Consider the following 20,451-nt stretch of genomic DNA (forward strand, 5'->3'; position numbering starts at 1 on the left):
CCGTGTCTCGGGGCGCTTGTTCGAAAGCGGAATGGCGTCAGCGCGCGTCGCGCTTCTCCTTGATCTTCGCCTTCTTGCCGCGCAGGTTGCGGAGGTAGTACAGCTTCGCGCGGCGCACGTCACCGCGGGTGACGACCTCGATGTGGTCGATCACCGGGGAGTGCACCGGGAAGGTGCGCTCGACGCCCACCTGGAAGCTGATCTTGCGGACGGCGAAGGTCTCGCGCACGCCGTCGCCCGAGCGGCCGATGACGACGCCCTGGAAGACCTGGATACGGGAGCGGCTGCCCTCGATGATGTTGACGTGCACCTTGACGGTGTCGCCGGGGTGGAACGCGGGGATGTCGGAGCGGAGTGAAGCCGCGTCGACGGCGTCGAGGATCTGCATGATCGTCTCTCTCTGCACTCGCCTCAGGTCGCATGCATGTGGGAAGGAATGAAATCGGAGTCTGTGTCGAACGGCGCACGAGGCGTCCGCGGGTTCCCCTGAGGCAGAACCGGGTCACGGCACAAAGAACCATTCTGCCATGGATCCGGATCCCCACCAAAACGCGCAGCGATGCGCGGACCGGTGGACTCAGTGCTCGGAGCGGCCCTCGCCGGTGTTCCCCGTCTCGGTGATGACGATCACGTCCCCGTTGCGGCTCGCCCGCTCCCGCACGGGCTCGCTCTGATCGCCGTAGACGGTCGCCCGCATCGTGTCGGGATCGATCACGAAGGCCGCCCTTCCCCGCTCCGCGACGTCCTTCCAGAGCTGCCAGAGCGTCGACCAGAACAGGCCGAGGAATGCGACGATCGTGCCGGTCAGAAGCCAGCCGAAGGCATCCTTCGGGAAGAAGCCGAGTGCGATCGTCAGGCCGTGCCACACGGTGAAGCCGACGACATCGCGCCAGGAGACAGCGCGCTCCTCACGGACCGTGGGTCGGGCGCGCACGAGGAATGCCAGGGCCACCTCGCCGACGAGGACCGAAGGCAGCGCGACGAACAGCACCCAGAGGAACGCCCATCCGCCCGCCTGGAACACGCCCCAGCCGATGAAGAGCCAGAGCGGCAGCACGAGAGCGGCCGGGAACAGCCAGGAGAAGAACGCGCGCCGGATCCACATACCGCGATGCTACGTCTCGGGTACGGCCCCGGATCCGCACGTTCGCTGTGAGCGTCCCCGCACGCGGGGTAGGAGAGAATGGCTACGACGAGAGGATTCGGAATGATCGAACTGCGCACCCCCGCCGAGATCGAGGAGATGCGGGCGGCCGGACGCTTCGTGGCGGAGACGCTGGCGACGCTGCGCGCCGAGACCAAGGTGGGCACGAATCTGCTCTCGATCGATCGTCGCGCGCACGACATGATCCGCAAGGCCGGCGCCGAGTCCTGTTACATCGACTACCACCCCTCGTTCGGCGCGAGCCCCTTCGGGAAAGTGATCTGCACGTCCGTGAACGACGCCGTGCTGCATGGTCTCCCGCACGACTACACGCTGCGCGACGGCGATCTCGTCACCCTCGACTTCGCCGTCTCGGTCGACGGCTGGGTCGCAGACTCGGCCGTCTCGTTCGTGGTCGGCACGCCTCGCGAGGAGGACCTGCGCCTCATCGACACCAGCGAACGTGCCCTGGATGCAGCGATCGCGGCCTCCGTGGTCGGCAACCGCATCGGCGACATCTCGGCCGCGATCGCCGGAGTGGCGCATGGCGAGGGCTATTCGATCAACACCGACTTCGGCGGCCACGGCGTCGGTCGCATCATGCACGGCGACCCGCACGTACCCAACGACGGGCGTCCCGGACGCGGCTTCCCCCTGCGGGCGGGCCTCGTGATGGCGCTGGAGCCCTGGTTCCTCGCGACCACCGACGAGCTGGTGACGGATCCGGACGGCTGGACGCTGCGCAGCGCCGACGGCTCCCGAGGGTCCCACTCCGAGCACACCATCGCGATCGCCGAGGACGGCCCGATCATCCTCACCGACCGCTCGTTCCTCGGCGTCGACTGACCCTCTGCACCGAAGGCGCCGATCGGCGTGACACCGGCGACCGCACGGCATGGTCCACCTGTGCCATTCTGTGGGCATGTCCCGACACGACCTGCGGATGCCGGAGCGCCTGTTCCTGGCGCGGCACGGTCAAACCGCATGGAATCGGGAGCGCAGACTGCAAGGACAGCTCGACTCCCCGCTGACGGATGCCGGCGTGGGGCACGCGAACGAGATCGCACGACGACTCGAGGGGGCCGGCGTCGGGTTCGTCTGCACGAGTCCGTTGGGGAGGGCGCGACGGACCGCCGAGATCGTCGCGGCGCACCTGGACGTCGAGGTCGTCGCCGTGGACGGTCTCGCCGAGGTGCACCACGGGTCCTTCGCGGGTCGTACGTGGGGCGAACTCGAGGAGGCCAGCCCCGGGATCCGCGCCTTGAGGTCAGAGAACCGCTACGGCTGGGCGTTCCCCGGCGGGGAGAGCTATGCCTCCGCACGCCCGCGGGCGCTCCGCGCCCTGGATGACTGCGCCTGGGCGGGCGAGGGCACACCATTGATCATCACGCACGAGATGATCGGCCGCCTGCTCCGCGCGGCGATGCGAGGATTCGGTCATGCGGAGGCGCTCGCGCTTCGTCACCCGCACGGCATCGTCTTCGAGATCACTCGAGCGGGAGAGCGGCTGGTCTGAGCGGCGGCCGGATCAGATCGCCCGGTACACGTACACGTCCGTGACCTGCGGCAGCTCGAATTCGTCGCGCCCCGCGGTCTCGGGATCCTGATCCAGGATCTGCTCGATCGCGGAGACCATCCGCGCCCGTTCCTCGTCCGAGGCGGCCAGGAAGGAGCTGACGGTCAGCCAGCGCGCCACATAGCCCGTGCGCGAGATGCGCTCACGCCACGGAACCTGGACGAATCGCGGGGGCGCGAAACCAGGAAGCAGCTCGCGCGTCGCGGCGTCTCCGGAGAGTCCGTTCTCGAGCGCCGGATGCGCGACCCTCGCGCAGGCGCGGTCCCACGTGCAGGCGGGATCCGAATGGTTCCAGACGAGGCCGAGCACGCCCTCCGGAACCAGCACTCGGCGGATCTCGGCGCATGCGGCCTCGCGTTCGAACCAGTGGAACGCCTGGGCGACGGTCACCACGTCGACGCTCGCGTCCACGACCGGTATCCGCTCCGCGGATCCGTTCAGCGCATCGACGTCCGGGAGTCGGCGGCGGAGCACGTCGAGCATCGCCTCGGACGGCTCGATGGCGATGATCCGCTCGGCGCGCGGCGTCAGCAGCGTCGTGAACTTGCCGGTGCCGGCACCGAGGTCGAGGATCGTCGGCACTCGGGAAGGCACGATCTCGTCCGCTGCCGCGACAGGAAAGCCCGGTCGGTGGCGATCGTATTCCTCACCGATGCGGCGAAAGGAACCGGCTAGACGCTCATCCACCATGACTCGACGCTAACAGGCGCGGCGCGGCCGAACCGCGCTCAGCCCTCGTCGGGCAGCAGGTCCGGTCGGCGACGCCGAGTGCGCTCGATCTGCTGCTCGCGGCGCCAGGCAGCGATCGCTCCGTGGTTGCCGCTCAGCAGGATCGGCGGCACCTCGCGGTCGCGCCAGACGGACGGCTTCGTATACGACGGGTACTCGAGCAGCCCGTCCTCGTGCGATTCCTCGACGAGGCTCTCCGGATTGCCGACGACTCCGGGGATGAGCCGGCCGATCGCCTCGACCATCGCCATGACAGCGACCTCTCCCCCGTTCAGCACGTAGTCGCCGAGGCTGATCAGCCGCACGTCGCCGAGCCCCGCGGCCTCTTCGAACACGCGCTCGTCGATGCCCTCATAGCGGCCGCAGCCGAAGATCAGGTGCTCGCGGTCCGCGAGCTCGCGGGCCGTGGACTGACGGAACACCTCGCCGGCCGGCGAGGGGAAGATGATGGTGGGGCGCCCGCCGACAGCCTCAGCGGCTCCGGCCGAGCGAGCGGGCTCGGCCGCGAGCTGATCGAGCGCGAGTCCCCACGGTTCCGGCTTCATGACCATGCCTGCGCCGCCGCCGTAAGGAGTGTCGTCGACGGTGCGATGCCGGTCACTGGTCCAGTCGCGCAGATCGTGGACGTTCAGATCCAGGATCCCGCTGTCCCGCGCCCTGCCGAGCAGGGAGAGGGTCAGCCCGTCGAAGTACGACGGGAAGATCGAGACGACGTCAATCCGCACCGGGCGCGTCCTGCTCGGCGGCATCCGACGTGGAGGAGTCGGAGTTCGCGTCGTCCTCCGCCAGCTCCTCGAACAGCCCGGCGGGGGGCGTGACGATGATCCGCCCCGCGGCGATGTCCACGGTTGGCACGATCGCCGAGACGAACGGGACCATGATCTCGGATCCGGACCCGGATCCCGATGCGGGCCGGACGATCAGCAGGTCCTGTGCGGGCAGGTGGTCGACGCGGATCACGCGGCCGACGACGACGTCGTCGCGGACGACGTCGAGCCCGGTGAGCTGGTGGTCGTACCAGGCGTCGTCCTCGGGCTCCTCGGTATCGTCCTGGTCGATCCACAGGATCGCCTTGACGAGGCCCTCGGCGGCATCGCGGTCGTCGACGCCGTCGAAGAACACGACGGAGCTGCCGTTCATCACCCGGTGCTCGCGGACGGTGATGGACTTGCCGTGCCACGGAGATGCCTCTGGCACCTGCAACGTGAACTCGGCGCCGGGCACGAAGCGTCCGGCGGGATCGTCGGTGTACAGCTCCAGCTTGAGCGCACCCTTGAGCCCGTGCGCCTTGACGAGGCGCCCCACGCGCAGCTGGTTGCGTCCGGAGGGGCGGTCGGTGACGGCCACGCTCAGTCGTCCGCGACGTCGACGCGGACGCGACGTCCGTCCGCGAGCGCCGTGATCAGCGTGCGCAGGGCCTTGGCGGTGCGACCGCCGCGCCCGATCACGCGCCCCCGGTCATCGGGGTGCACGTGCACCTCGAGGACGTCGCCGCGGGGCGACGAGGTGGCGGTGATGGTGACATCCTCCGGGTGATCGACGATCCCCGAGACGATGTGCTCGAGCGCGGCAGCCAGCACGACGGATTACTCCGCGTCGGCCGCAGCCTCGGCTGCGTCCTCGGCGGGGGTCTCGACCGGAGCCTCCTCAGCGGGAGTCTCCTTCTTCTCGACCTTGGGCTTGACGACGGACTTCTTGGCGGAGTCGGCCTCGAAGGCGACCTTCTCGCCGGCGACCCTGAGGGTGGACTTCGCGTCCTTGTCGCCCTTGAACTTGCCCCAGTCGCCCGTGATCTTGAGGATGGCGGCGACCTGCTCGGTCGGCTGAGCGCCGACCGACAGCCAGTACTGCGCCCGCTCGGAGTCGACCTCGATGAACGAGGGCTCCTCGGTGGGGTGGTACTTGCCGATCTCCTCGATCACGCGACCGTCGCGCTTGGTGCGCGAGTCGGCCACGACGATGCGGTAGTAGGGCGCACGGATCTTGCCCAGGCGCTTGAGACGAATCTTGACAGCCACGATTCTCCTGAATGGTGTGGAAGGAAGACGAACTGATCACCAGAAGCGTGGGGTGCACACCCGGTGGAAGCTCTGCGGGTGGATCACGGCCGGATAGAGGGTCGAGCGGTGATCCAGCTATCCATTCTGCCAGATCCGCGCCGCTGAGGCGAAACGGGGGGAATCCGTGTCGCGTCAACGGTCGAAAATGCTGTACCGCATGACATATTACTGGCTAGGCTGGGTGCATGTCCGATGTCATCGCCGAGCTCGCCCTTATCGATGCCCCGACCCTCGCGGCCCGCGTGAGCATGGCGGACGCGATCCGGGCCGTCGGCGCCGTGCTGCGCGGGGGTTTCGACCCCGAGGACGACCTCCCGCGGACAATTCTCGATGTCCCGCACGGGCAGTTGCTGCTCATGCCCGCCGCTTTCGGCGGCATGGTCGGTCAGAAACTGGCCTCCGTCGCGCCGGGCAACCCTGCGCAGGGCCGGGAKCGCATCCAGGGGCTCTACATCGTTCTGGACGGCGTGACCCTTGCTCCGATCGCTGTCCTGGATGGCACGGCACTCACGTCGCTCCGAACGCCCGCGGTGAGCGCCGCCGCGGTCGACGTGCTCGCCGGGCCCGAGGCAGGGGACGTCGTCGTGCTCGGCACAGGGCCGCAGGCCGTGCGGCATGTTCAAGCGCTCTCTGCCATCCGTTCGCTACGCACGGTGCGGATGGTCGGCCGGGATGAGAGCAGGGCCTCAGCCGCTGTCGCAGCGTCACGGGCGCTCGCGCCGGGAGCCTCCGTCGGGGTCGGCTCCGTCGCGGACCTCGCTGCCGCCGATCTCATCGTGTGCGCGACCACGGCGACAGATCCGCTGTTCGCCGCGGACGTCGTCCGCGACGATGCGGTCGTCGTGGCGATCGGTTCGCACGAGCCGGAAAAGGCAGAGCTTCCGGCCGCACTGCTCGGCCGCAGCCAGGTCGTCGTGGAGAGCCGGCGCGTCGCGGCAGCCGAAGCCGGAGATGTCATCCGCGCCGTGGATGCCGGCACGCTGCGTCCGGAGGACCTCGTCACGATGCACGAGTTGTTCACCGGGGCGGCCTCCCCCGCGCGTGATCGGCCCAGAATCGTCAAGACCTGCGGCATGGGCTGGCAGGACCTGGCCGTCGCCGCGCGCGCCGTCGGCGCCGGAGAGGAGCGATGATGATCACCACCGAGGACTGGCACACCGCGGGCGAGCCGTTCCGCATCGTCGAAGGCGTGCCGACCCATGGCGCCACCGTGGCAGAGCGCCGGGTGGCGGCGATGACCGGGGACGCCGACGCCATGCGGCGCTTCCTCTGCCTGGAGCCTCGCGGCCACGACGACATGTACGGGGGCTTCCGCACCCCGCCGGACGACGACGGCGCCGACTTCGGCGTGCTGTTCTGGCACAAGGACGGCTTCTCGACGGCGTGCGGACACGGCACCATCGCACTCGGCGCCTGGGCCGTTCGCACGGGAGTCGTCCCCTCGGATCCGGACGGCGAGACGACCGTGACCATCGACGTCCCGAGCGGTCGCGTGCAGGCCAGGGTGCGGCAGGAGAACGGGCGCATCATCGATGTCGTCTTCCGCAACGTCGAGTCGCGCGTGCTCGCGCGCGGCATCGCCCTGGAAACCTCGCGCGGGCTGGTCGATGTCGACCTGATCTTCGGCGGGGCCGTGTACGCGACGTTGCCCGCGTCGGCGGTCGGACTGTCCGTGCTCCCCGAGCACACCGCCGACCTCATCCGCATCGGGCGCGAGATCAAGTGGGCGCTCAACGAGCATCCGGCCGCCCAGCTCGACGACGCGCGGTTGAGCGGCGTGTACGGCACGATCCTGTTCGACGACCTCGGACGCACAGAGCGCGGCCCGTGGCAGCGCAACGTCACGGTCTTCGCGGATGGTGAGGTGGACCGCAGCCCGTGCGGCTCCGGTACCGCTGCCCGTGTCGCGCTCCTCGCCGCCACGGGCGTGCTGGGCGATGGCGAGGAGCTCACGCACGACTCGATCATCGGCACCCGGTTCCACGCGACGGTCTCGGCCCGCACCCCGGACGGCGTGATCCCGGAGGTGCGCGGCCTCGCGCACCGGGTCGGATCCTGCACCTTCGACCTCGACGACGGCGACCCGCTGCCCGAAGGCTTCAGCCTGCGCTGACGTCGGGCGCCGTCCTATCGTGAAGCGTCCGACCATCCCCCGCCCACCGCATCCCCATCCCCCAGTGAAGGAGCACCCCATGCGCACCGGATCCCTCAGCATCCTCGGAGCAGCCGTCTGGAACGGCGACCGCTTCGAAGAACGTGACCTGCACATCGTCGACGGCGCCGTCGCCGAACGCCCGACCGAGGGCGCCACGACCGTGGACGGCCGCGGCCGCTGGCTCATCCCCGGCCTCATCGACGCCCACTTCCACGCCTACGCCACCAGTCAGGACGGCTTGGAGGACGAGCGCGGCCCGCTGAGCTTCGCGGCGATCAACGGCACCCGCCGGCTCGGCGCGGCGCTGCGCCGCGGCTTCACCACCGTCCGAGACGTGGCGGGAGGCGACATCGGGCTCGCCCGCGCGATCGACGCTGACCTCTTCGACTCGCCGCGCTATCTGTTCACGGGCCCCGCCCTGAGCCAGACCGGCGGCCACGGGGATCCGCGCTCCGCGCACGTGGACATCTGCTTCAGCCATGGACACATGTGCGAGATCGTCGACGGCGTGGACCCGCTGCGCCTCGCCGTGCGCAACCGGCTGCGCAAGGGCGCGCACGCGATCAAGGTGATGACATCCGGCGGAGTGTTCTCACTCACGGATCCGATCCGCGTGCCGCAGTACTCCGCGGAGGAGCTGCAGGCGGTCGTCGCCGAGGCGACCCGGCAGGGCTCCTACGTCGCCGCGCACGCCTATTCGTCCGAGGCCGTGCAGCATTCGATCGACAACGGCGTGCGCTCCATCGAGCATGGGAACCTCATCGACGCGTCGACCGCCGAGCGCATGGCCGCCGCCGGAGCGTTCCTCGTGCCGACGCTCGCCGCCTACGACGCCATGGACCGCCGCGGCGCAGGGATYGGCCTCAACGCGACCTCGCTCGCGAAGAACGCCGAGGTCCTCTCCCACGGGCAGGAGGCGGTGCGGCTCGCGCTCGCCGCGGGTGTGCCGGTCGGGTTCGGCACCGACCTCATGGGCGAGCTCGAGGACGATCAGCTCTGCGGCGTGCGGCTCCAGGTGGAGGCGAGCGGTGCGGAGGCGACGCTGCGCTCGATGACGACGGTCAACGCCGCCCTCATCCGCGATCACCGCGCGGGGCATCTGGGGCTCGGCGCGTATGGTGACGCCGTGCTGCTCACAGCTGACCCGCTCGCAGAGCCGGCGACCCTGTGGGAGCAGGACGCCCGCGCGCTCGTGGTGCGCGCCGGGCGCGCGATCGACTGAGTCCGCCCCGGGCGTGCGAGAGGCGGCCACCCCGATCGCTGGGGCGGCCGCCTCTCTCGTGCTGACGACTCAGCGGGCGAAGGCGCCCCACCCGGTCGAGCGGCCGGCCTCGCTGCGGGTCTGCGGAACGCGCCACGGGTTGTCGTCCCGCAGCGGCGGCGGGAGCAGTTCCTGCGGCGCGTTCTGATACGCCACACCCCGCAGGAACCGGGTGATTCCGGCGGTGCCCACGCTCGTCGCGTCGGTCGTCGTCGCCGGATACGGACCGCCGTGCTGCATCGCCGGCGTCACCGCGACTCCCGTGGGCCAGCCGCCGAACAGCACACGACCGCTCGTGGCGGCGAGGGCGTCGACGAGCGCGTCCAGGGAGCCATCGGCGAGCTCGTCCGCGCGCGCATGCACGGTCGAGGTCAGGTTGCCGGGGAACAGCTCCTCGTGCACCGCAGGGAGCTCCGTCGCGTCGGCGTATCGCACGATGATGGACAGCGGGCCGAACGACTCCTCGAGCAGCTCCTCACGGTGCGCACGGAGGGTGTCGAGCCCCACTTCGACAATCGTGGGGCTCGCGTGGCGCTGCCCGCTCTCGTCCTCGCGGATCTCACCCTCGGCGAGGACGGTCGCGCCCTCCGCACCGAGCACGGCGGACCTCCGGCCCTCGAACGCGCGCCCGATGCCGGAGTTCAGCAGTCGGTGCTCCGCGCCGGCGGATCCGGCCACGGAGGCGACGAAGCCCTGCAACAGCTCGGCATCGGCGTAGGTCGCGTACACGGGGTTGACGCTGCCCAGCTCCCCGTAGAACGGGATCGGGCGCGGGCGGGCGGCGGCGATGTCCGCGAGCAGACGTCCGACATGGGTGGACCCGGTGAACGCACCCGCACGGATCCTTTCGTCCTGCAGCAGTGCGACGCCGTTCTGCTGTCCCTCGATGAGCTGGAACACGCCGGCCGGCATTCCGGCGGCCTCGAGCGCCTCCGCGACGATCGCAGCGGTGCGGCGAGACAGTTCCGGGTGGCCCGAATGCGCCTTGACCACGACAGGGCAGCCCGCGGCGAGGGCCGCTGCGGAGTCGCCGCCGGCGACCGAGAACGCGAACGGGAAGTTCGACGCGGCGAAGTTGAGCACCGGCCCGACCGGCTCCAGCACGCGGCGCACATCCGGGCGCGGCCCGATCACGTATGCGGGATCGGCGGCGTCGATCCGCGCGTCCAGGTAAGCGCCGTCGACGATCGTGTCCGCGAACAGCCGCAGTTGCCACGACGTGCGCTTCAGCTCGCCGGTGAGTCGAGCCTCGGTGAGGCCCGTCTCCCGCATCGCGATCGTGATGAGCTCGCCCGCGTGCGCGTCGAGGGCGTCGGCGACCGCGACGAGCGCGGCCCCGCGGTCCGTCGGCGAGGTGACGGCGAAGGGGCGGGCGGCCGCTGCGGCCCGCGCGGCGACGTCGGACACGCTGGTGGTGCTGTCAGTCATGCATCTCTCCTAGAAGACGAAGCCCTCGGGGAACGGGTCGTCCCCGTCGAGGATGTACTGGCCGAGCCCGGTCACCCAGGCGCGGCCGGTGATCGTGGGGATCACGGCTGGCCTGTCGCCCACGGTCGCCTCACCGACGAGGCGCCCGACGAACTCCGTGCCGATGAACGACTCGTTCACGAACGGCGCGTCCAGCGCGAGCTCGCCGCGGGCGTGCAGCTCGGCCATGCGGGCGCTCGTGCCGGTGCCGCAGGGCGATCGGTCGAACCAGCCGGGGTGGATGGCCATGGCGTGCCGCGAGCGGACGGCGTCGGAACCGGGCGCGATGAACTCCACATGGTGCACGTGGTTCGCCCCCTCCAGCACGGGGTGCACGGGCGGCGCCTGCGTGTTGATCGCATCCATGATCAGAAGACCGGCACGGACGATGTCGTCCTGGCGCGCGCGGTCGAACGGAAGTCCAACCTCGTCCAGGTCGACGAGTGCGTAATAGTTGCCGCCGAACGCGACCGAGTAGGTGATCTCGCCGATGCCGGGCACCTGGATCCGCTCATCCAGGCGATCCACGAAGCTCGGGACGTTTTCGATCGTGACGTTCACCGCACGGCCGTCCTCGACGGCGACCCTGGCGATCACGAGACCTGCCGGAACATCCAGCCGGATCTCGGTCACCGGCTCGGTCACCTCGACCATGCCCGTCTCCACCAGCACCGTGGCCACGCCGATCGTGCCGTGCCCGCACATCGGCAAGAACCCGGACGCCTCGATGAACACGACGCCCCAGTCGGCGTCGTCTCGCGCAGGCGGCTGCAGCAGCGCGCCCGACATCGAGGCGTGCCCGCGCGGCTCGTTCATGAGGAACCCGCGCAGCCCATCGAGGTGCTCCATCGCGTACAGGCGACGGTCGTTCATCGTCGCGCCGGGGATCCGGCCCACGCCGCCGGTGACGACGCGGGTCGGCATCCCCTCGGTGTGCGAGTCGACCGCCTGCAGCACCCGGCGCGCACGCATCAGCGTGCTCCTGCCGAACAGCCGAGCGGAGGCCGCATCCCGAGAGCACCTCGCATCAGGCGACCGCCGCGGATCGTGCCGCCAGGGCGGCGAGGGCGCGCTCGGTGTCGGCGGTGACCTGCGCGTGCTGCTCCGCGCTCAACGGGCCGCGCGGCGGACGGGTGGGGCCGCCGTAGGAGTTGCCGCAGATGTCCATGGAGAGCTTGATCGCCTGCACGAACTCTGTGCGCGAGTCCCAGCGGAACACCGCGACGAGCTGCTCGTAGAGTGCCTTCGCTTCATGCCACTTTCCGTCGGCGCAGAGAGTGTAGAGCTCGACGGCCTCCCGCGGGAAGGCGTTCGGGTAGCCCGCGAACCAGCCGACGGCACCGTTCACCATGAGCTCGAAGAGCACGTCGTCGGCACCGGCGATGATGTCGATGTCGCAGAGCTCCTTGATCTCGTAGACGCGGCGCACGTCGCCGGAGAACTCCTTGATCGCCACGACCTCGGGGATCTGCGCGAGCTTCGCCACGAGCGAGGGCACCAGGTCGACCTTGGTGTCGAAGGGGTTGTTGTAGGCCATGATCGGCAGACCGGCCTTCGCGACCTCCTCGTAGTGCGCGATGACCTCGCCCTCGTTGGCGCGATAGATGGTCGGCGGCAGCAGCAGCACGCCGTCCGCGCCGTCCTCGCGGGCGAGCTCCGCCCACTTCCGCGCCTGGTGACTGCCCACGCCGTGCACTCCGGCGATCACGATGCCGCGGCCGTCCACGGCCTCGACGGCGACCTGGATGACCTTGCGGCGCTCTTGGTCGGTGAGTGATGAGTACTCGCCGAGCGAGCCGTTCGGGCCGACGCCCCGGCAGCCGTTGGACATGAGGAAGTCGACGTGCTCGCCGAACTTGTCGTAGTCGACGGCGAGCCCTGCCGGAGCCGAGGAGTCCTCGGTGAACGCCAGCGTGGTCGCGACCACGACGCCGCCGAGGTCCATGGTCTGCTCAGTCATTGCGATGTCCATTCTCTCCGTTCCCGCGCCGCCATGGCCGGGTTCTCGTGTGCGACCCGCGTGGTGGTCACGGTCCCGCTCCGGGAAGTGTCGTACGACGCCTTCGTCGCCAGTAATACGTAACATATCACCCACTACTGACCCTCGGCAAGGACGCGACACCCGCTCAGCCCGCCCGATCCTGGCGGGTCGCCGCGAGCTCGCCGATCCGCACCGACGACAGCACAGGGCGGCGGTCATAGCCGACAGGGGTGCCGATGATGTCCTCGACGCTGCGGCCGCAGGTGCGCGCCTGGCAGGCGCCGAGACCCGCTCGCGTGGCAAGACGCATCCCGCGGGAGGAGCCCTCGGCGTACTCGTCGAGCGCACCGCGGCGCACCGATTCGCAGCGGCAGACGATGGTCTGAGCATCGAGCCATCGAGTCCAGCCGGATCCGATCCGGTGCGTCTGCAGCCGCGTGGCGAAGGCGCGCATGCGCCGGCGCGCGGCGAGGGGGCCGCGATACCGGATGTCCGCCGACGCGACCCCGGCGGCGGCGAGACCGGCCACAGCACCCTCGGCGAGGGCCGCGTCGGCACCGCCGATCCCGGTGATCTCCCCCGCCGCATACACGTCCGGCACGCTCGTCTCCTGCGACGATCCGACGCTGACGAACCGGTCAGGCCCGATCTCGCAGCCGGCCTGGATAGCCGCCTCCAGCCGCGGAGTGAAGCCATGGCCGAGCGCGACCGCGTCGCATTCGATCGTGCGCTCCGTCCCCGGGATCGGACGCCAGTCGGCGTCGATGCGCTGCACCGTCACCGCCTCGACGCCGGAGTCGCCGTGGATGCGGGTGACCGCGGAGCCGAAGCGGTACGGCGTGCGGCGGGCGGCAAGGGTCCCCAGGTAGGACGCCAACTCCCCCGCCTTGCCTGCGGCGGCGGTGAGTTCCCAAGGACGCCGTCCCCAGCCCCGCGCGATGGTCGCGATGCTCGCCGCCTCCACGATCTCGGCCACCTCGCCGCCGACGCGTCCGATGCTCTGCGCGACGGGCAGGAGGAACGGCCCTGCTCCGCCGACCACCGTGCGCGTGCCGAGCCGCACCGCGTCGCGCTTCGCAAGAGCCTGCGCCGCACCCGCCGACGTCACGCCAGGCAGCGTCCATCCGGGTACCGGGAGCACGCGATCGTGCGCGCCCGTGGCGATCACCAGGGCGTCGGCCAGGATGGTCTCGCCGCGGCGCTGCGCGGAGTCCGCCGGCCCGATCAGGGCATGCACGCGCACAGGGACGCCCGGTTCGATCCGCCACACCGACGCGGAAGACAGCACGCGGGCGCCCGTGAGCGCCTCCTGCAGCCGCCGGAATCGCGCGGTCTGGTGCTGCAGGTGCGGATCCGTGAGCTCGGGGTGATGCCGCCAGAACTGGCCGCCCACGCGCTCGCCCTCGTCCAGGACCGTGACGTCCGCCCCGGCCTCGACCGCGGCCGCCGCCGCAGCCAGTCCCGCAGGGCCCGCGCCGATGACCACCACGCGCCTCGCACTCATGCCCGGACCTCCCGCTCCACGACGTCGCCGTCGCATGCCTCGCGCTGACAGGCACGCACACCCTCGACGCCGTTGACCGTGAGCACGCAGTCCTGACAGACGCCCATCCCGCAGAAGATCCCGCGCTCGGCGCCCGCCGCGGTGCGCCACGTGCGCCGGCCCGATGCCAGCAGCACGCCGGCGATGGTCTGTCCGTCGCGTCCGGAGACGGTGGCGCCGTCCACGGTGATCTGCACGCTCATGCTGCGCTCCCCTGCCCCTCGGCACCGTGTGCCGCGCGCACCGCGCCGATGCCGTCTGCACCGCGGCCGTCCGCCCCCTGCAGGCTCTCCCGTGAAGGCAGGAACGGGGTCGGATCCAGCGGTGCCGGAGCGCCGAGGACCGCATGCGCGATGAGCGCGCCCGTGGTCGGCGCGAGTCCGATGCCCGCCCCCTCGTGCCCGGCTGCGTGGAATAGACCGGCGATCGTGGCGTCGGCGCCGATCGCGGGCAGGTGGCCCGGCGCGTAGGGCCGGAAGCCGTGATAGGTGCGCAGCAGCATCGTGTCGCGCAGGAAGGGGAACAGCCGCGAGGCCTTCGCCGCGATCTCCGAGAGCGGCGCGAGCAGCCCCTCGCCGGAGAAGCCGACGCGCTCGCGGCTGGAGCCGATCAGAACGGTGCCGGAAGGCGTGGACTCGACGACCGTCGAGGTCTGCAGCGCCGCATCGGCGGAACCCACCGCGCCCACATAGTCGGCGTCGTACACCTTGTGGAACACCCGCTGCGGCATCGCCGCCGTGACGAGGATCGTGCCGCGGCGCGGCCGGATGTCCAGCGCGCTGCCGAAAAGGGCCGCCGCCGCGCCCGCCCAGGGCCCGGCGCAGTTGACCACCGCGTCCGCCTCGACGAGACCGCGCGCCGTGCGCACGCCCGTCACCTGGTCGGCGACGACGACGCCCGCCGTCACCTCGTCCACGACCAGACGCGCGCCGCGGTGCACGGCGCGCGCCAGCATCGCCTGCGTGGCGAGGCTCGGCTGCACCTGCGCGTCGTCGGGGTAGTGCACGCCGAACGCGATCTCGGGGCTCAGGTGGGGCTCGGCGGCACGTAACGCCGCCTCATCGAGCGCCTCGGAGCGGATCCCGATTCCGTCCTGCGACATCGCGAAGGATCGCAGCGCATCCGTGCCGCCGGGGAAGGCGACGACGATCCCGCCCTTCGCCTCGAACTCCGTCGCGGGCTGGCCGGGAACGCGCTCCGCGTCGAGCGTCTCGGCCAGCACCCGCCAGGCACGGTTCGCCTCGATCGCCAGCTCCGCCTCGGCCCCCGGCTCCTTGTCGGAGACGAGGATGTTGCCCTCGCACCGGCTCGAGGTCTCCCCCGCGACTCCCGCGCGATCGATCACGATCACCTCGGCGCCCGCCTCGGTGAGCGCGAGCGCGCAGGCCGCGCCGATCGCTCCGGCGCCGATCACGACGACCCTCATCCACGCCTCCTGTAGCGCGCACCTGTTCCGTGGGCGCGCATGTACCATGTGACATTTTACATTGTCGATCACGCCCGCGGGAGTGACTCTCCGGCGCGGATCCGACTACTCCGCGGATCCGCGCCGGAGCTCAGCCGCCGAGGTACGCGTCGACCACCCGCGCATCGGCTGCGAGTTCGGCCGCCGAACCGGACAGCGTCGCCCGCCCGGTCTCCACGACGTAGGCGCGATCCGCGATCCGCAGCGCCGCCCTGGCGTTCTGCTCGACGAGCAGCACGGTGGTCCCCTGCGCGTTCACGGCCTGGATCGTCTCCATGACCTGCTTGACCACGAGCGGCGCGAGGCCCATGGACGGCTCGTCGAGCAGCAGCAGCTTGGGCCCGCCGATGATCGCCCGTCCGATCGCCACCATCTGCTGCTCGCCGCCCGAGAGGGTCCCGCCCTGCTGCTTGCGACGTTCCGACAGGCGCGGCATGAGCGCGTAGACCTGGTCCACCCGCTGAGCGATCAGCTTCTGATCCCGCACGGTGTATCCGCCGAGCAAAAGGTTCTCGTGCACGGTCATGGTGGAGAAGATCCGCCGCCCCTCCGGCACGTGCACGAGCCCCGCGGCCACGATGTCCCAGGGCTTGGCCGTGGCCAGATCGATGTCTCCCCAGCGCACCGTGCCGCTCTTGGGCCGCACGAGCCCCGAGAGCATGTTCATGGTCGTCGACTTGCCGGCCCCGTTGTTGCCGAGCAGGCAGACGATCTCGCCTTCGCGCACCTCGAAACTGAGCTCCCGCAGCGCGTGGACGCGGCCGTAGTAGACGTCTGCCGCCTGAACCGTGAGCGAGCTCATAAGCGCTTCCCCTTCTTCGTCGTGCCGTCGCCCTCGAGCAGGGACAGATCCACGGTGCCCGTCTGCAGCTTCGTCGCGTCGAGCGGCTCGTCCTCGACCCCGAGGTACGCCTCGATCACGATCGGATCGTGTTTGATCTGCTCGGGCGTCCCGACGGCGATCTCCTTGCCGTAGTTGAGCACGACGATGCGCTCGGCGAGCTCCATGATGAGGCCCATATCGTGCTCGATGAGCACCACCGCGACCCCGAGGTCGCGAATCCGGCGGATGAGCTGCATGAGCGCCTGCTTCTCGCTGAAGTTCAGGCCGGCAGCCGGCTCGTCCAGCAGCAGCAGCTTCGGGCTCGTGGCCAGCGCTCGCGCGATCTCCACGCGGCGCTGCTCGCCGTACGGCAGCTGCGTCACGTACAGGTTCTCGTCATCCGTGAAGCCGACGAAGTCCAGCCAGCCGCGCGCCGCCTCGGCGCAGGCGAGCTCGGCGCGGCGATAGCCGGGGGTGTGCAGGAACGTCGCCCAGAAGCCCTCCCGCAGATTCGCGTGCATGGCCGTCTTCACGTTGTCCAGCACGCTGAGCTCGCGGAACAGCCGCAGGTTCTGGAACGTGCGCGCCATCCCCCACTTCGTCACCCGCGAGGGCAGCACCCGGTAGAAGCCGAAGCTCTGCAGCAGGTCGACCAGGCGGAGACGGCGCCAGAAGCCCGGCGCCTCCCGCACGATGTCCTTGCCGTCGAACACGACGGATCCGGATGTCGGCAGGTAGAACCCCGAGATGCAGTTGAACGCGCTCGTCTTGCCCGCGCCGTTCGGCCCGATGACCGCGAGGATCTCGCCCTGTTGCACGGAGAAACTGAGCCCGTCGACGGCCTTCACGCCACCGAATTGCAGGCGCAGCTCCGAGACCTCCAGCAGCGCGCTCATCGCTCCTCACCCTCTTCCGCGGCAGCTTCCTCCGCCGCGAGCGGCGTCTCGTCCTCGTCGACCGCAACCGGCGCGAGGAACCCCTGGGTGGGCGGCGGCACCGGCCTCCGCCTCCTCAGCCACGGAAGGATCGCCGTGGAGGGCCAGAGTCCCGACGGGCGGAACAGCATGACCACCACGAGCAGCACGCCGAAGATGAGGAACCGCCACTCGGAGAAGTCGCGGAGCATCTCGGGGGCGAGCGAGACGAACAGCGCACCGATGATGACACCGGGGGTGGATCCCATACCGCCCAGCACGACCGCCATCAGGATGAGCGCCGAGTAGAGGAACTGGAAGCTGTTCGGGCTGATCGCGCTCAGGTGAGTGGCCATGAGCTGGCCCGCGACACCTGCCCAGACCGCGCCGATGATGTAGGCCGAGATCTTCGCGAGGTACGTGTTGATGCCCATGGCCTCGGCGGCGTCCTCATCGTCGCGCACAGCCTTCCATGCGCGGCCCATCTTGCCCTTCGCGAGGCGGCCGGCGCCGATCACGCCCACGAGCACGACGATCGCCGCGACGAAGTAGTAGAACAGCACGCGCTGCGGGAAGACCAGCCCGCCGATCGTGAGACCGTCGGCGAAGCTCCAGCCGCCGAAGCTCCACGTCGGGATGCCGTGGATGCCGGAGGGGCCTCCGGTGATCTTCAGGTTGTTGGCGGTGATCCGGATGATCTCGCCGAAGCCGAGCGTGACAATCGCGAGATAGTCGCTGCGCAGACGCAGGGTCGGCGCCCCGATGATGATGCCCGCCGCGATGCAGCACAGGATCGTCGCGGGCAGCGCCATCCACATCGGCAGCCCCACCACGGTGGTGAGGATGCCGGAGACATAGGCACCGACCGCGAAGAAGGCGATGTAGCCGAGATCGAGCAGGCCGGCGTAGCCGACCACGACGTTCAGCCCCATGCACAGCATCACGTAGATGAGCGCGCTCGTGGCGATCGACATCGTGTACCGCGACGCGTCGATGAACGGGAGCACGGCGAGGAGCACGATGCACAGCCCGCCGAGCGCGCGCAGGAAGCCCTGCTGCGAGGAGAGCACTCCGCGCGGGGCGGACGGACGGTCGAACAGCGGCGAGGGCGCGCGCAGCTTCGCGTCGCGCAGGGCCGAGGTCACGGAGCCTGGGGTGGCAGTGCCGGACATGTCACATCCTCTCGACGACGCGGGCGCCGAGCAGCCCCGTCGGTTTGAAGGTGAGGAAAAGGATGAGGAAGGCGAACGAGAACACGTCGCGCCATTCGCCGCCGAACCACGCGGATCCGAACGACTCCAGCAGACCAAGCAGCAGGCCGCCCAGCATGGCGCCGTACAGGTTGCCGATGCCGCCGATGACCGCCGCGGTGAACGCCTTCAGGCCGATGATGAAGCCCATCAGGAAGTCGATCGAGCCGTAGTACGCACCGGCCATGACGCCCGCGGCGCCCGCGAGGGCCGATCCGATGAAGAACACGGTCGCGATCACGCGGTTCACGTTGATGCCCATGAGCTGGGCGCCCTGCGGATCCAGGGCGATGGCTCGCATCGCTCTGCCCTGCCGAGTGCGCTCGACGATGTGCGCGAGGACGAGCATGAGGACGGCGGCGATGACGACGAGCACGATCTGCGCGGGGGTGATCCGCATGCCGAGGAAGTCGAAGCCGGCGGACTCGAGCCGCACCGGGAACGCCTCGGGGTTGGGCCCGAAGATCTGCCGCACGGCGTACTCCAGGGTGAAGGAGACGCCGATCGCGGTGATCAGAACCGCGAGCCGGGGACTCTTGCGCAACGGACGGTACGCGATCCGCTCGATGCCGACGCCGATGAGTCCCGTCGTCACCATCGACAGCAGGAGGATCACGAGCAGCAGCGGGATCGAGGACTCGTTGGAGATCCCGAAGGCCGAGAGAGTGGCGAAGCCGGCGAACGCGCCGAGCATGTAGATGTCGCCGTGCGCGAAGTTGAGCAACTTGATGATCCCGTAGACCATGCTGTAGCCGAGCGCGACGAGGGCGTAGAACGAGCCGACGATGAGGCCGTTCCAGATGAGTTGCATGACGAGGATGTCCTTTCCGGGCAGCGGAGACCGAGGCGGGGGGCGACCACGGAGCCGCCCCCGGACGCGATCAGCCCTGCAGGTCGTCCTTGAGGACGAACTTGCCGGAGGAGGGATCGATCGACACGATCACGAAGCCGCCGCCGGACCGGGTGTGATCGGGCATGAACGTCAGCGGACCGGCGAGCGTCTTGAAGTCCTTGAGACCTTCGAGCGCCTTGACCACGCCGTCGAACTCCGTGCCCTTGGCCGTCTTCATCGCCTGTGCGACGACCTTGACCGCGTCATACGACTGGGTCGAGTACGGGCCGGGGTCGGCACCGGCGAGCTTCTTGTAGTCGGCGATCCACTTGTCGGCGCCCTTGAGCATGTCCGGCGTCTGCGTGAAGGTGCCGAGCACGTTCTCGGTGTAGCCCTTGCCCGCGATCTCCGCGAACTTCGCGTCGACGGATCCGTCGCCGACGAGGAACGTCCCGGAGAAGCCGGCGTCCTTGGACTGCCGTGCGATCAGGCCGCCCTCCTGGTAGTACCCGGTCCAGTACACGAGATCGGGCTTTGCGCCGGCGAGCTGCGTCGCGACGGCCGAGTAGTCGTTTTCGCCGGGCGTGATGACGGCGTTGACATCGGCCGTCAGGCCTGCGGCCTTGGCCTGCTGCGTGAACGAGTCGGCGAGGTCCTTCGAGTAGGCGGTGGCGTCGTTGACCGCGGCGACCGTCTTCGCACCGGACTTCTGCGCGTACTCCACCGCCGCGGCGGCCTGCTGGGTGCCCGTGCCGTTGATGAGGAACACGCCGGAGAGCTTCTGCTTGACGAGCTCGTTCGAGTTCGCCGCCGGGATCACCATCGGGATCTTCGCCTCGTTGAAGATCGGCAGAGTGGGCAGCGTGGCTCCGGAGCAGTAGCCGCCGACCGACGCGACCACTCCGTCGGTGACGAGCTTGTTCGCGGCGGCGACGGCGGTCGTCGCGTCGCAGGCGTCGTCCTGCACCTCGAGCTCGAGCTTGCGCCCGTCGATCCCGCCATCGGCGTTGATCTCGTTGATCGCGAGCTGCGCGCCGTTCTTCATGTAGTTGCCGAACGCCGACTCGCTGCCGGAGAAGGGCGCGAGCATGCCGAGTTTGATCGGTCCTGATGCGCCGCCGGTCGCGTTACCACCCCCGCCGGCGAGGCCTCCGGAGCAGCCGGCGGTGAGGATCAGTGCGCCCGCCGCTGCGAGGATGGAGAGGGAACGCAGAGCGCGTGTTGTTCGGGTGTGCATGTGAGGGCCTCCTG

At 69.9% G+C, this 20,451-nt stretch carries 23 protein-coding genes; 5 read left to right on the plus strand and 18 right to left on the minus strand.

Going from position 1 to position 20,451, the window contains the following annotated elements; translation table 11 throughout:
• Positions 1-37 precede the first annotated feature (37 nt).
• Both rplS and AC1DG4_RS13710 read right to left on the minus strand, forming a co-directional pair.
• Entirely contained in the window at positions 38-388 is a 351-nt protein-coding gene (gene rplS, locus AC1DG4_RS13705) for a 50S ribosomal protein L19 (RefSeq protein WP_477379121.1), read from the minus strand.
• Positions 389-577: 189 nt separating this feature from the next.
• Positions 578-1,105, minus strand: coding sequence for an MFS transporter permease (locus AC1DG4_RS13710; RefSeq protein ID WP_477379119.1), 528 nt, complete (start codon positions 1,103-1,105; stop codon positions 578-580).
• Positions 1,106-1,207: 102 nt separating this feature from the next.
• On the opposite strand from AC1DG4_RS13710, the gene map reads away from it, so the two are divergent.
• Positions 1,208-1,990: a type I methionyl aminopeptidase gene (gene map, locus AC1DG4_RS13715; RefSeq protein WP_477379117.1), complete on the plus strand. Its 783-nt coding sequence runs from the start codon at positions 1,208-1,210 to the stop codon at positions 1,988-1,990.
• Positions 1,991-2,066: 76 nt separating this feature from the next.
• On the plus strand, positions 2,067-2,660 hold the full coding sequence (locus tag AC1DG4_RS13720) for a histidine phosphatase family protein (RefSeq protein WP_477379115.1): 594 nt from the start codon (positions 2,067-2,069) through the stop codon (positions 2,658-2,660).
• Between the two features lie 12 nt (positions 2,661-2,672).
• Here the strand turns inward: AC1DG4_RS13720 and AC1DG4_RS13725 are convergent, their stop codons facing one another.
• The 5 genes from AC1DG4_RS13725 to rpsP form a co-directional block, all read right to left on the minus strand.
• The gene (locus AC1DG4_RS13725; RefSeq protein ID WP_477379113.1) at positions 2,673-3,314 is read right to left on the minus strand and encodes a class I SAM-dependent methyltransferase; all 642 of its coding nucleotides are present in this window, start codon (positions 3,312-3,314) and stop codon (positions 2,673-2,675) included.
• 134 nt (positions 3,315-3,448) lie between these two features.
• Positions 3,449-4,174 (minus strand): tRNA (guanosine(37)-N1)-methyltransferase TrmD, encoded by a 726-nt coding sequence (gene trmD, locus AC1DG4_RS13730; RefSeq protein WP_477420352.1) that lies wholly within the window; start codon positions 4,172-4,174, stop codon positions 3,449-3,451.
• On the minus strand, positions 4,164-4,796 hold the full coding sequence (gene rimM, locus AC1DG4_RS13735; protein WP_477379109.1) for a ribosome maturation factor RimM: 633 nt from the start codon (positions 4,794-4,796) through the stop codon (positions 4,164-4,166). Before rimM ends, trmD begins: the two co-directional genes overlap by 11 nt.
• 2 nt (positions 4,797-4,798) lie before the next feature.
• Complete coding sequence (locus AC1DG4_RS13740; protein WP_045273224.1) at positions 4,799-5,029, minus strand: RNA-binding protein; 231 nt, start codon at positions 5,027-5,029, stop codon at positions 4,799-4,801.
• 6 nt (positions 5,030-5,035) lie between these two features.
• Complete coding sequence (rpsP, locus tag AC1DG4_RS13745; protein WP_477379108.1) at positions 5,036-5,467, minus strand: 30S ribosomal protein S16; 432 nt, start codon at positions 5,465-5,467, stop codon at positions 5,036-5,038.
• Positions 5,468-5,694: 227 nt separating this feature from the next.
• Between rpsP and AC1DG4_RS13750 the strand changes: the two genes are divergently transcribed.
• The 3 genes from AC1DG4_RS13750 (at position 5,695) to AC1DG4_RS13760 (ending at position 8,886) form a co-directional block, all read left to right on the plus strand.
• Positions 5,695-6,642 carry an ornithine cyclodeaminase family protein gene (locus AC1DG4_RS13750; RefSeq protein WP_477421288.1) on the plus strand — a complete coding sequence of 316 codons (948 nt, stop codon included), beginning with the start codon at positions 5,695-5,697 and terminating at the stop codon, positions 6,640-6,642.
• Positions 6,642-7,622, plus strand: coding sequence for a proline racemase family protein (locus AC1DG4_RS13755; RefSeq protein WP_477420350.1), 981 nt, complete (start codon positions 6,642-6,644; stop codon positions 7,620-7,622). Before AC1DG4_RS13750 ends, AC1DG4_RS13755 begins: the two co-directional genes overlap by 1 nt.
• A gap of 79 nt (positions 7,623-7,701) precedes the next feature.
• Positions 7,702-8,886, plus strand: a complete 1,185-nt coding sequence (locus AC1DG4_RS13760) for a metal-dependent hydrolase family protein (RefSeq protein ID WP_477379102.1) — start codon at positions 7,702-7,704, stop codon at positions 8,884-8,886.
• A 69-nt stretch (positions 8,887-8,955) separates the two neighbouring features.
• Here the strand turns inward: AC1DG4_RS13760 and AC1DG4_RS13765 are convergent, their stop codons facing one another.
• The 11 genes from AC1DG4_RS13765 to AC1DG4_RS13815 all read right to left on the minus strand — a co-directional run bounded on the left by AC1DG4_RS13765 (position 8,956) and on the right by AC1DG4_RS13815 (position 20,437).
• Positions 8,956-10,353: an aldehyde dehydrogenase family protein gene (locus tag AC1DG4_RS13765; RefSeq protein ID WP_477421289.1), complete on the minus strand. Its 1,398-nt coding sequence runs from the start codon at positions 10,351-10,353 to the stop codon at positions 8,956-8,958.
• A 9-nt stretch (positions 10,354-10,362) separates the two neighbouring features.
• The gene (locus AC1DG4_RS13770) at positions 10,363-11,364 is read right to left on the minus strand and encodes a proline racemase family protein (protein WP_477379098.1); all 1,002 of its coding nucleotides are present in this window, start codon (positions 11,362-11,364) and stop codon (positions 10,363-10,365) included.
• A 55-nt stretch (positions 11,365-11,419) separates the two neighbouring features.
• Positions 11,420-12,352, minus strand: coding sequence for a dihydrodipicolinate synthase family protein (locus tag AC1DG4_RS13775; protein ID WP_477379096.1), 933 nt, complete (start codon positions 12,350-12,352; stop codon positions 11,420-11,422).
• A 166-nt stretch (positions 12,353-12,518) separates the two neighbouring features.
• The gene (locus AC1DG4_RS13780; RefSeq protein WP_477379094.1) at positions 12,519-13,877 is read right to left on the minus strand and encodes an FAD-dependent oxidoreductase; all 1,359 of its coding nucleotides are present in this window, start codon (positions 13,875-13,877) and stop codon (positions 12,519-12,521) included.
• Positions 13,874-14,119, minus strand: coding sequence for a (2Fe-2S)-binding protein (locus AC1DG4_RS13785; RefSeq protein WP_477379092.1), 246 nt, complete (start codon positions 14,117-14,119; stop codon positions 13,874-13,876). Before AC1DG4_RS13785 ends, AC1DG4_RS13780 begins: the two co-directional genes overlap by 4 nt.
• Positions 14,116-15,342, minus strand: coding sequence for an NAD(P)/FAD-dependent oxidoreductase (locus AC1DG4_RS13790; RefSeq protein WP_477379090.1), 1,227 nt, complete (start codon positions 15,340-15,342; stop codon positions 14,116-14,118). Before AC1DG4_RS13790 ends, AC1DG4_RS13785 begins: the two co-directional genes overlap by 4 nt.
• Before the next feature lie 130 nt (positions 15,343-15,472).
• The gene (locus tag AC1DG4_RS13795) at positions 15,473-16,183 is read right to left on the minus strand and encodes an ABC transporter ATP-binding protein (RefSeq protein WP_477379088.1); all 711 of its coding nucleotides are present in this window, start codon (positions 16,181-16,183) and stop codon (positions 15,473-15,475) included.
• A complete protein-coding gene (locus tag AC1DG4_RS13800; protein WP_477379086.1) occupies positions 16,180-17,100 on the minus strand; it encodes an ABC transporter ATP-binding protein in 921 nt (306 codons plus the stop codon). Before AC1DG4_RS13800 ends, AC1DG4_RS13795 begins: the two co-directional genes overlap by 4 nt.
• Positions 17,097-18,290, minus strand: coding sequence for a branched-chain amino acid ABC transporter permease (locus AC1DG4_RS13805; protein WP_477379084.1), 1,194 nt, complete (start codon positions 18,288-18,290; stop codon positions 17,097-17,099). The genes AC1DG4_RS13800 and AC1DG4_RS13805 overlap by 4 nt, the downstream gene beginning before the upstream one ends.
• A gap of 1 nt (position 18,291) precedes the next feature.
• Positions 18,292-19,179, minus strand: a complete 888-nt coding sequence (locus tag AC1DG4_RS13810) for a branched-chain amino acid ABC transporter permease (protein WP_477379082.1) — start codon at positions 19,177-19,179, stop codon at positions 18,292-18,294.
• A 70-nt stretch (positions 19,180-19,249) separates the two neighbouring features.
• Complete coding sequence (locus AC1DG4_RS13815) at positions 19,250-20,437, minus strand: branched-chain amino acid ABC transporter substrate-binding protein (protein ID WP_477379080.1); 1,188 nt, start codon at positions 20,435-20,437, stop codon at positions 19,250-19,252.
• Positions 20,438-20,451: the final 14 nt, after the last annotated feature.

This window comes from Microbacterium sp. 05N427, assembly GCF_056397105.1.

Coding starts and splice junctions, on each gene's coding strand:
- rplS (WP_477379121.1), bottom strand. CDS start 388: ATGCAGATCCTCGACGCCGTCGACGCGGCTTCACTCCGCTCCGACATC.
- AC1DG4_RS13710 (WP_477379119.1), bottom strand. CDS start 1,105: ATGTGGATCCGGCGCGCGTTCTTCTCCTGGCTGTTCCCGGCCGCTCTC.
- map (WP_477379117.1), top strand. CDS start 1,208: ATGATCGAACTGCGCACCCCCGCCGAGATCGAGGAGATGCGGGCGGCC.
- AC1DG4_RS13720 (WP_477379115.1), top strand. CDS start 2,067: ATGTCCCGACACGACCTGCGGATGCCGGAGCGCCTGTTCCTGGCGCGG.
- AC1DG4_RS13755 (WP_477420350.1), top strand. CDS start 6,642: ATGATCACCACCGAGGACTGGCACACCGCGGGCGAGCCGTTCCGCATC.
- AC1DG4_RS13765 (WP_477421289.1), bottom strand. CDS start 10,353: ATGACTGACAGCACCACCAGCGTGTCCGACGTCGCCGCGCGGGCCGCA.
- AC1DG4_RS13770 (WP_477379098.1), bottom strand. CDS start 11,364: ATGCGTGCGCGCCGGGTGCTGCAGGCGGTCGACTCGCACACCGAGGGG.
- AC1DG4_RS13775 (WP_477379096.1), bottom strand. CDS start 12,352: ATGACTGAGCAGACCATGGACCTCGGCGGCGTCGTGGTCGCGACCACG.
- AC1DG4_RS13780 (WP_477379094.1), bottom strand. CDS start 13,877: ATGAGTGCGAGGCGCGTGGTGGTCATCGGCGCGGGCCCTGCGGGACTG.
- AC1DG4_RS13785 (WP_477379092.1), bottom strand. CDS start 14,119: ATGAGCGTGCAGATCACCGTGGACGGCGCCACCGTCTCCGGACGCGAC.
- AC1DG4_RS13790 (WP_477379090.1), bottom strand. CDS start 15,342: ATGAGGGTCGTCGTGATCGGCGCCGGAGCGATCGGCGCGGCCTGCGCG.
- AC1DG4_RS13795 (WP_477379088.1), bottom strand. CDS start 16,183: ATGAGCTCGCTCACGGTTCAGGCGGCAGACGTCTACTACGGCCGCGTC.
- AC1DG4_RS13800 (WP_477379086.1), bottom strand. CDS start 17,100: ATGAGCGCGCTGCTGGAGGTCTCGGAGCTGCGCCTGCAATTCGGTGGC.
- AC1DG4_RS13805 (WP_477379084.1), bottom strand. CDS start 18,290: ATGTCCGGCACTGCCACCCCAGGCTCCGTGACCTCGGCCCTGCGCGAC.
- AC1DG4_RS13810 (WP_477379082.1), bottom strand. CDS start 19,179: ATGCAACTCATCTGGAACGGCCTCATCGTCGGCTCGTTCTACGCCCTC.
- AC1DG4_RS13815 (WP_477379080.1), bottom strand. CDS start 20,437: ATGCACACCCGAACAACACGCGCTCTGCGTTCCCTCTCCATCCTCGCA.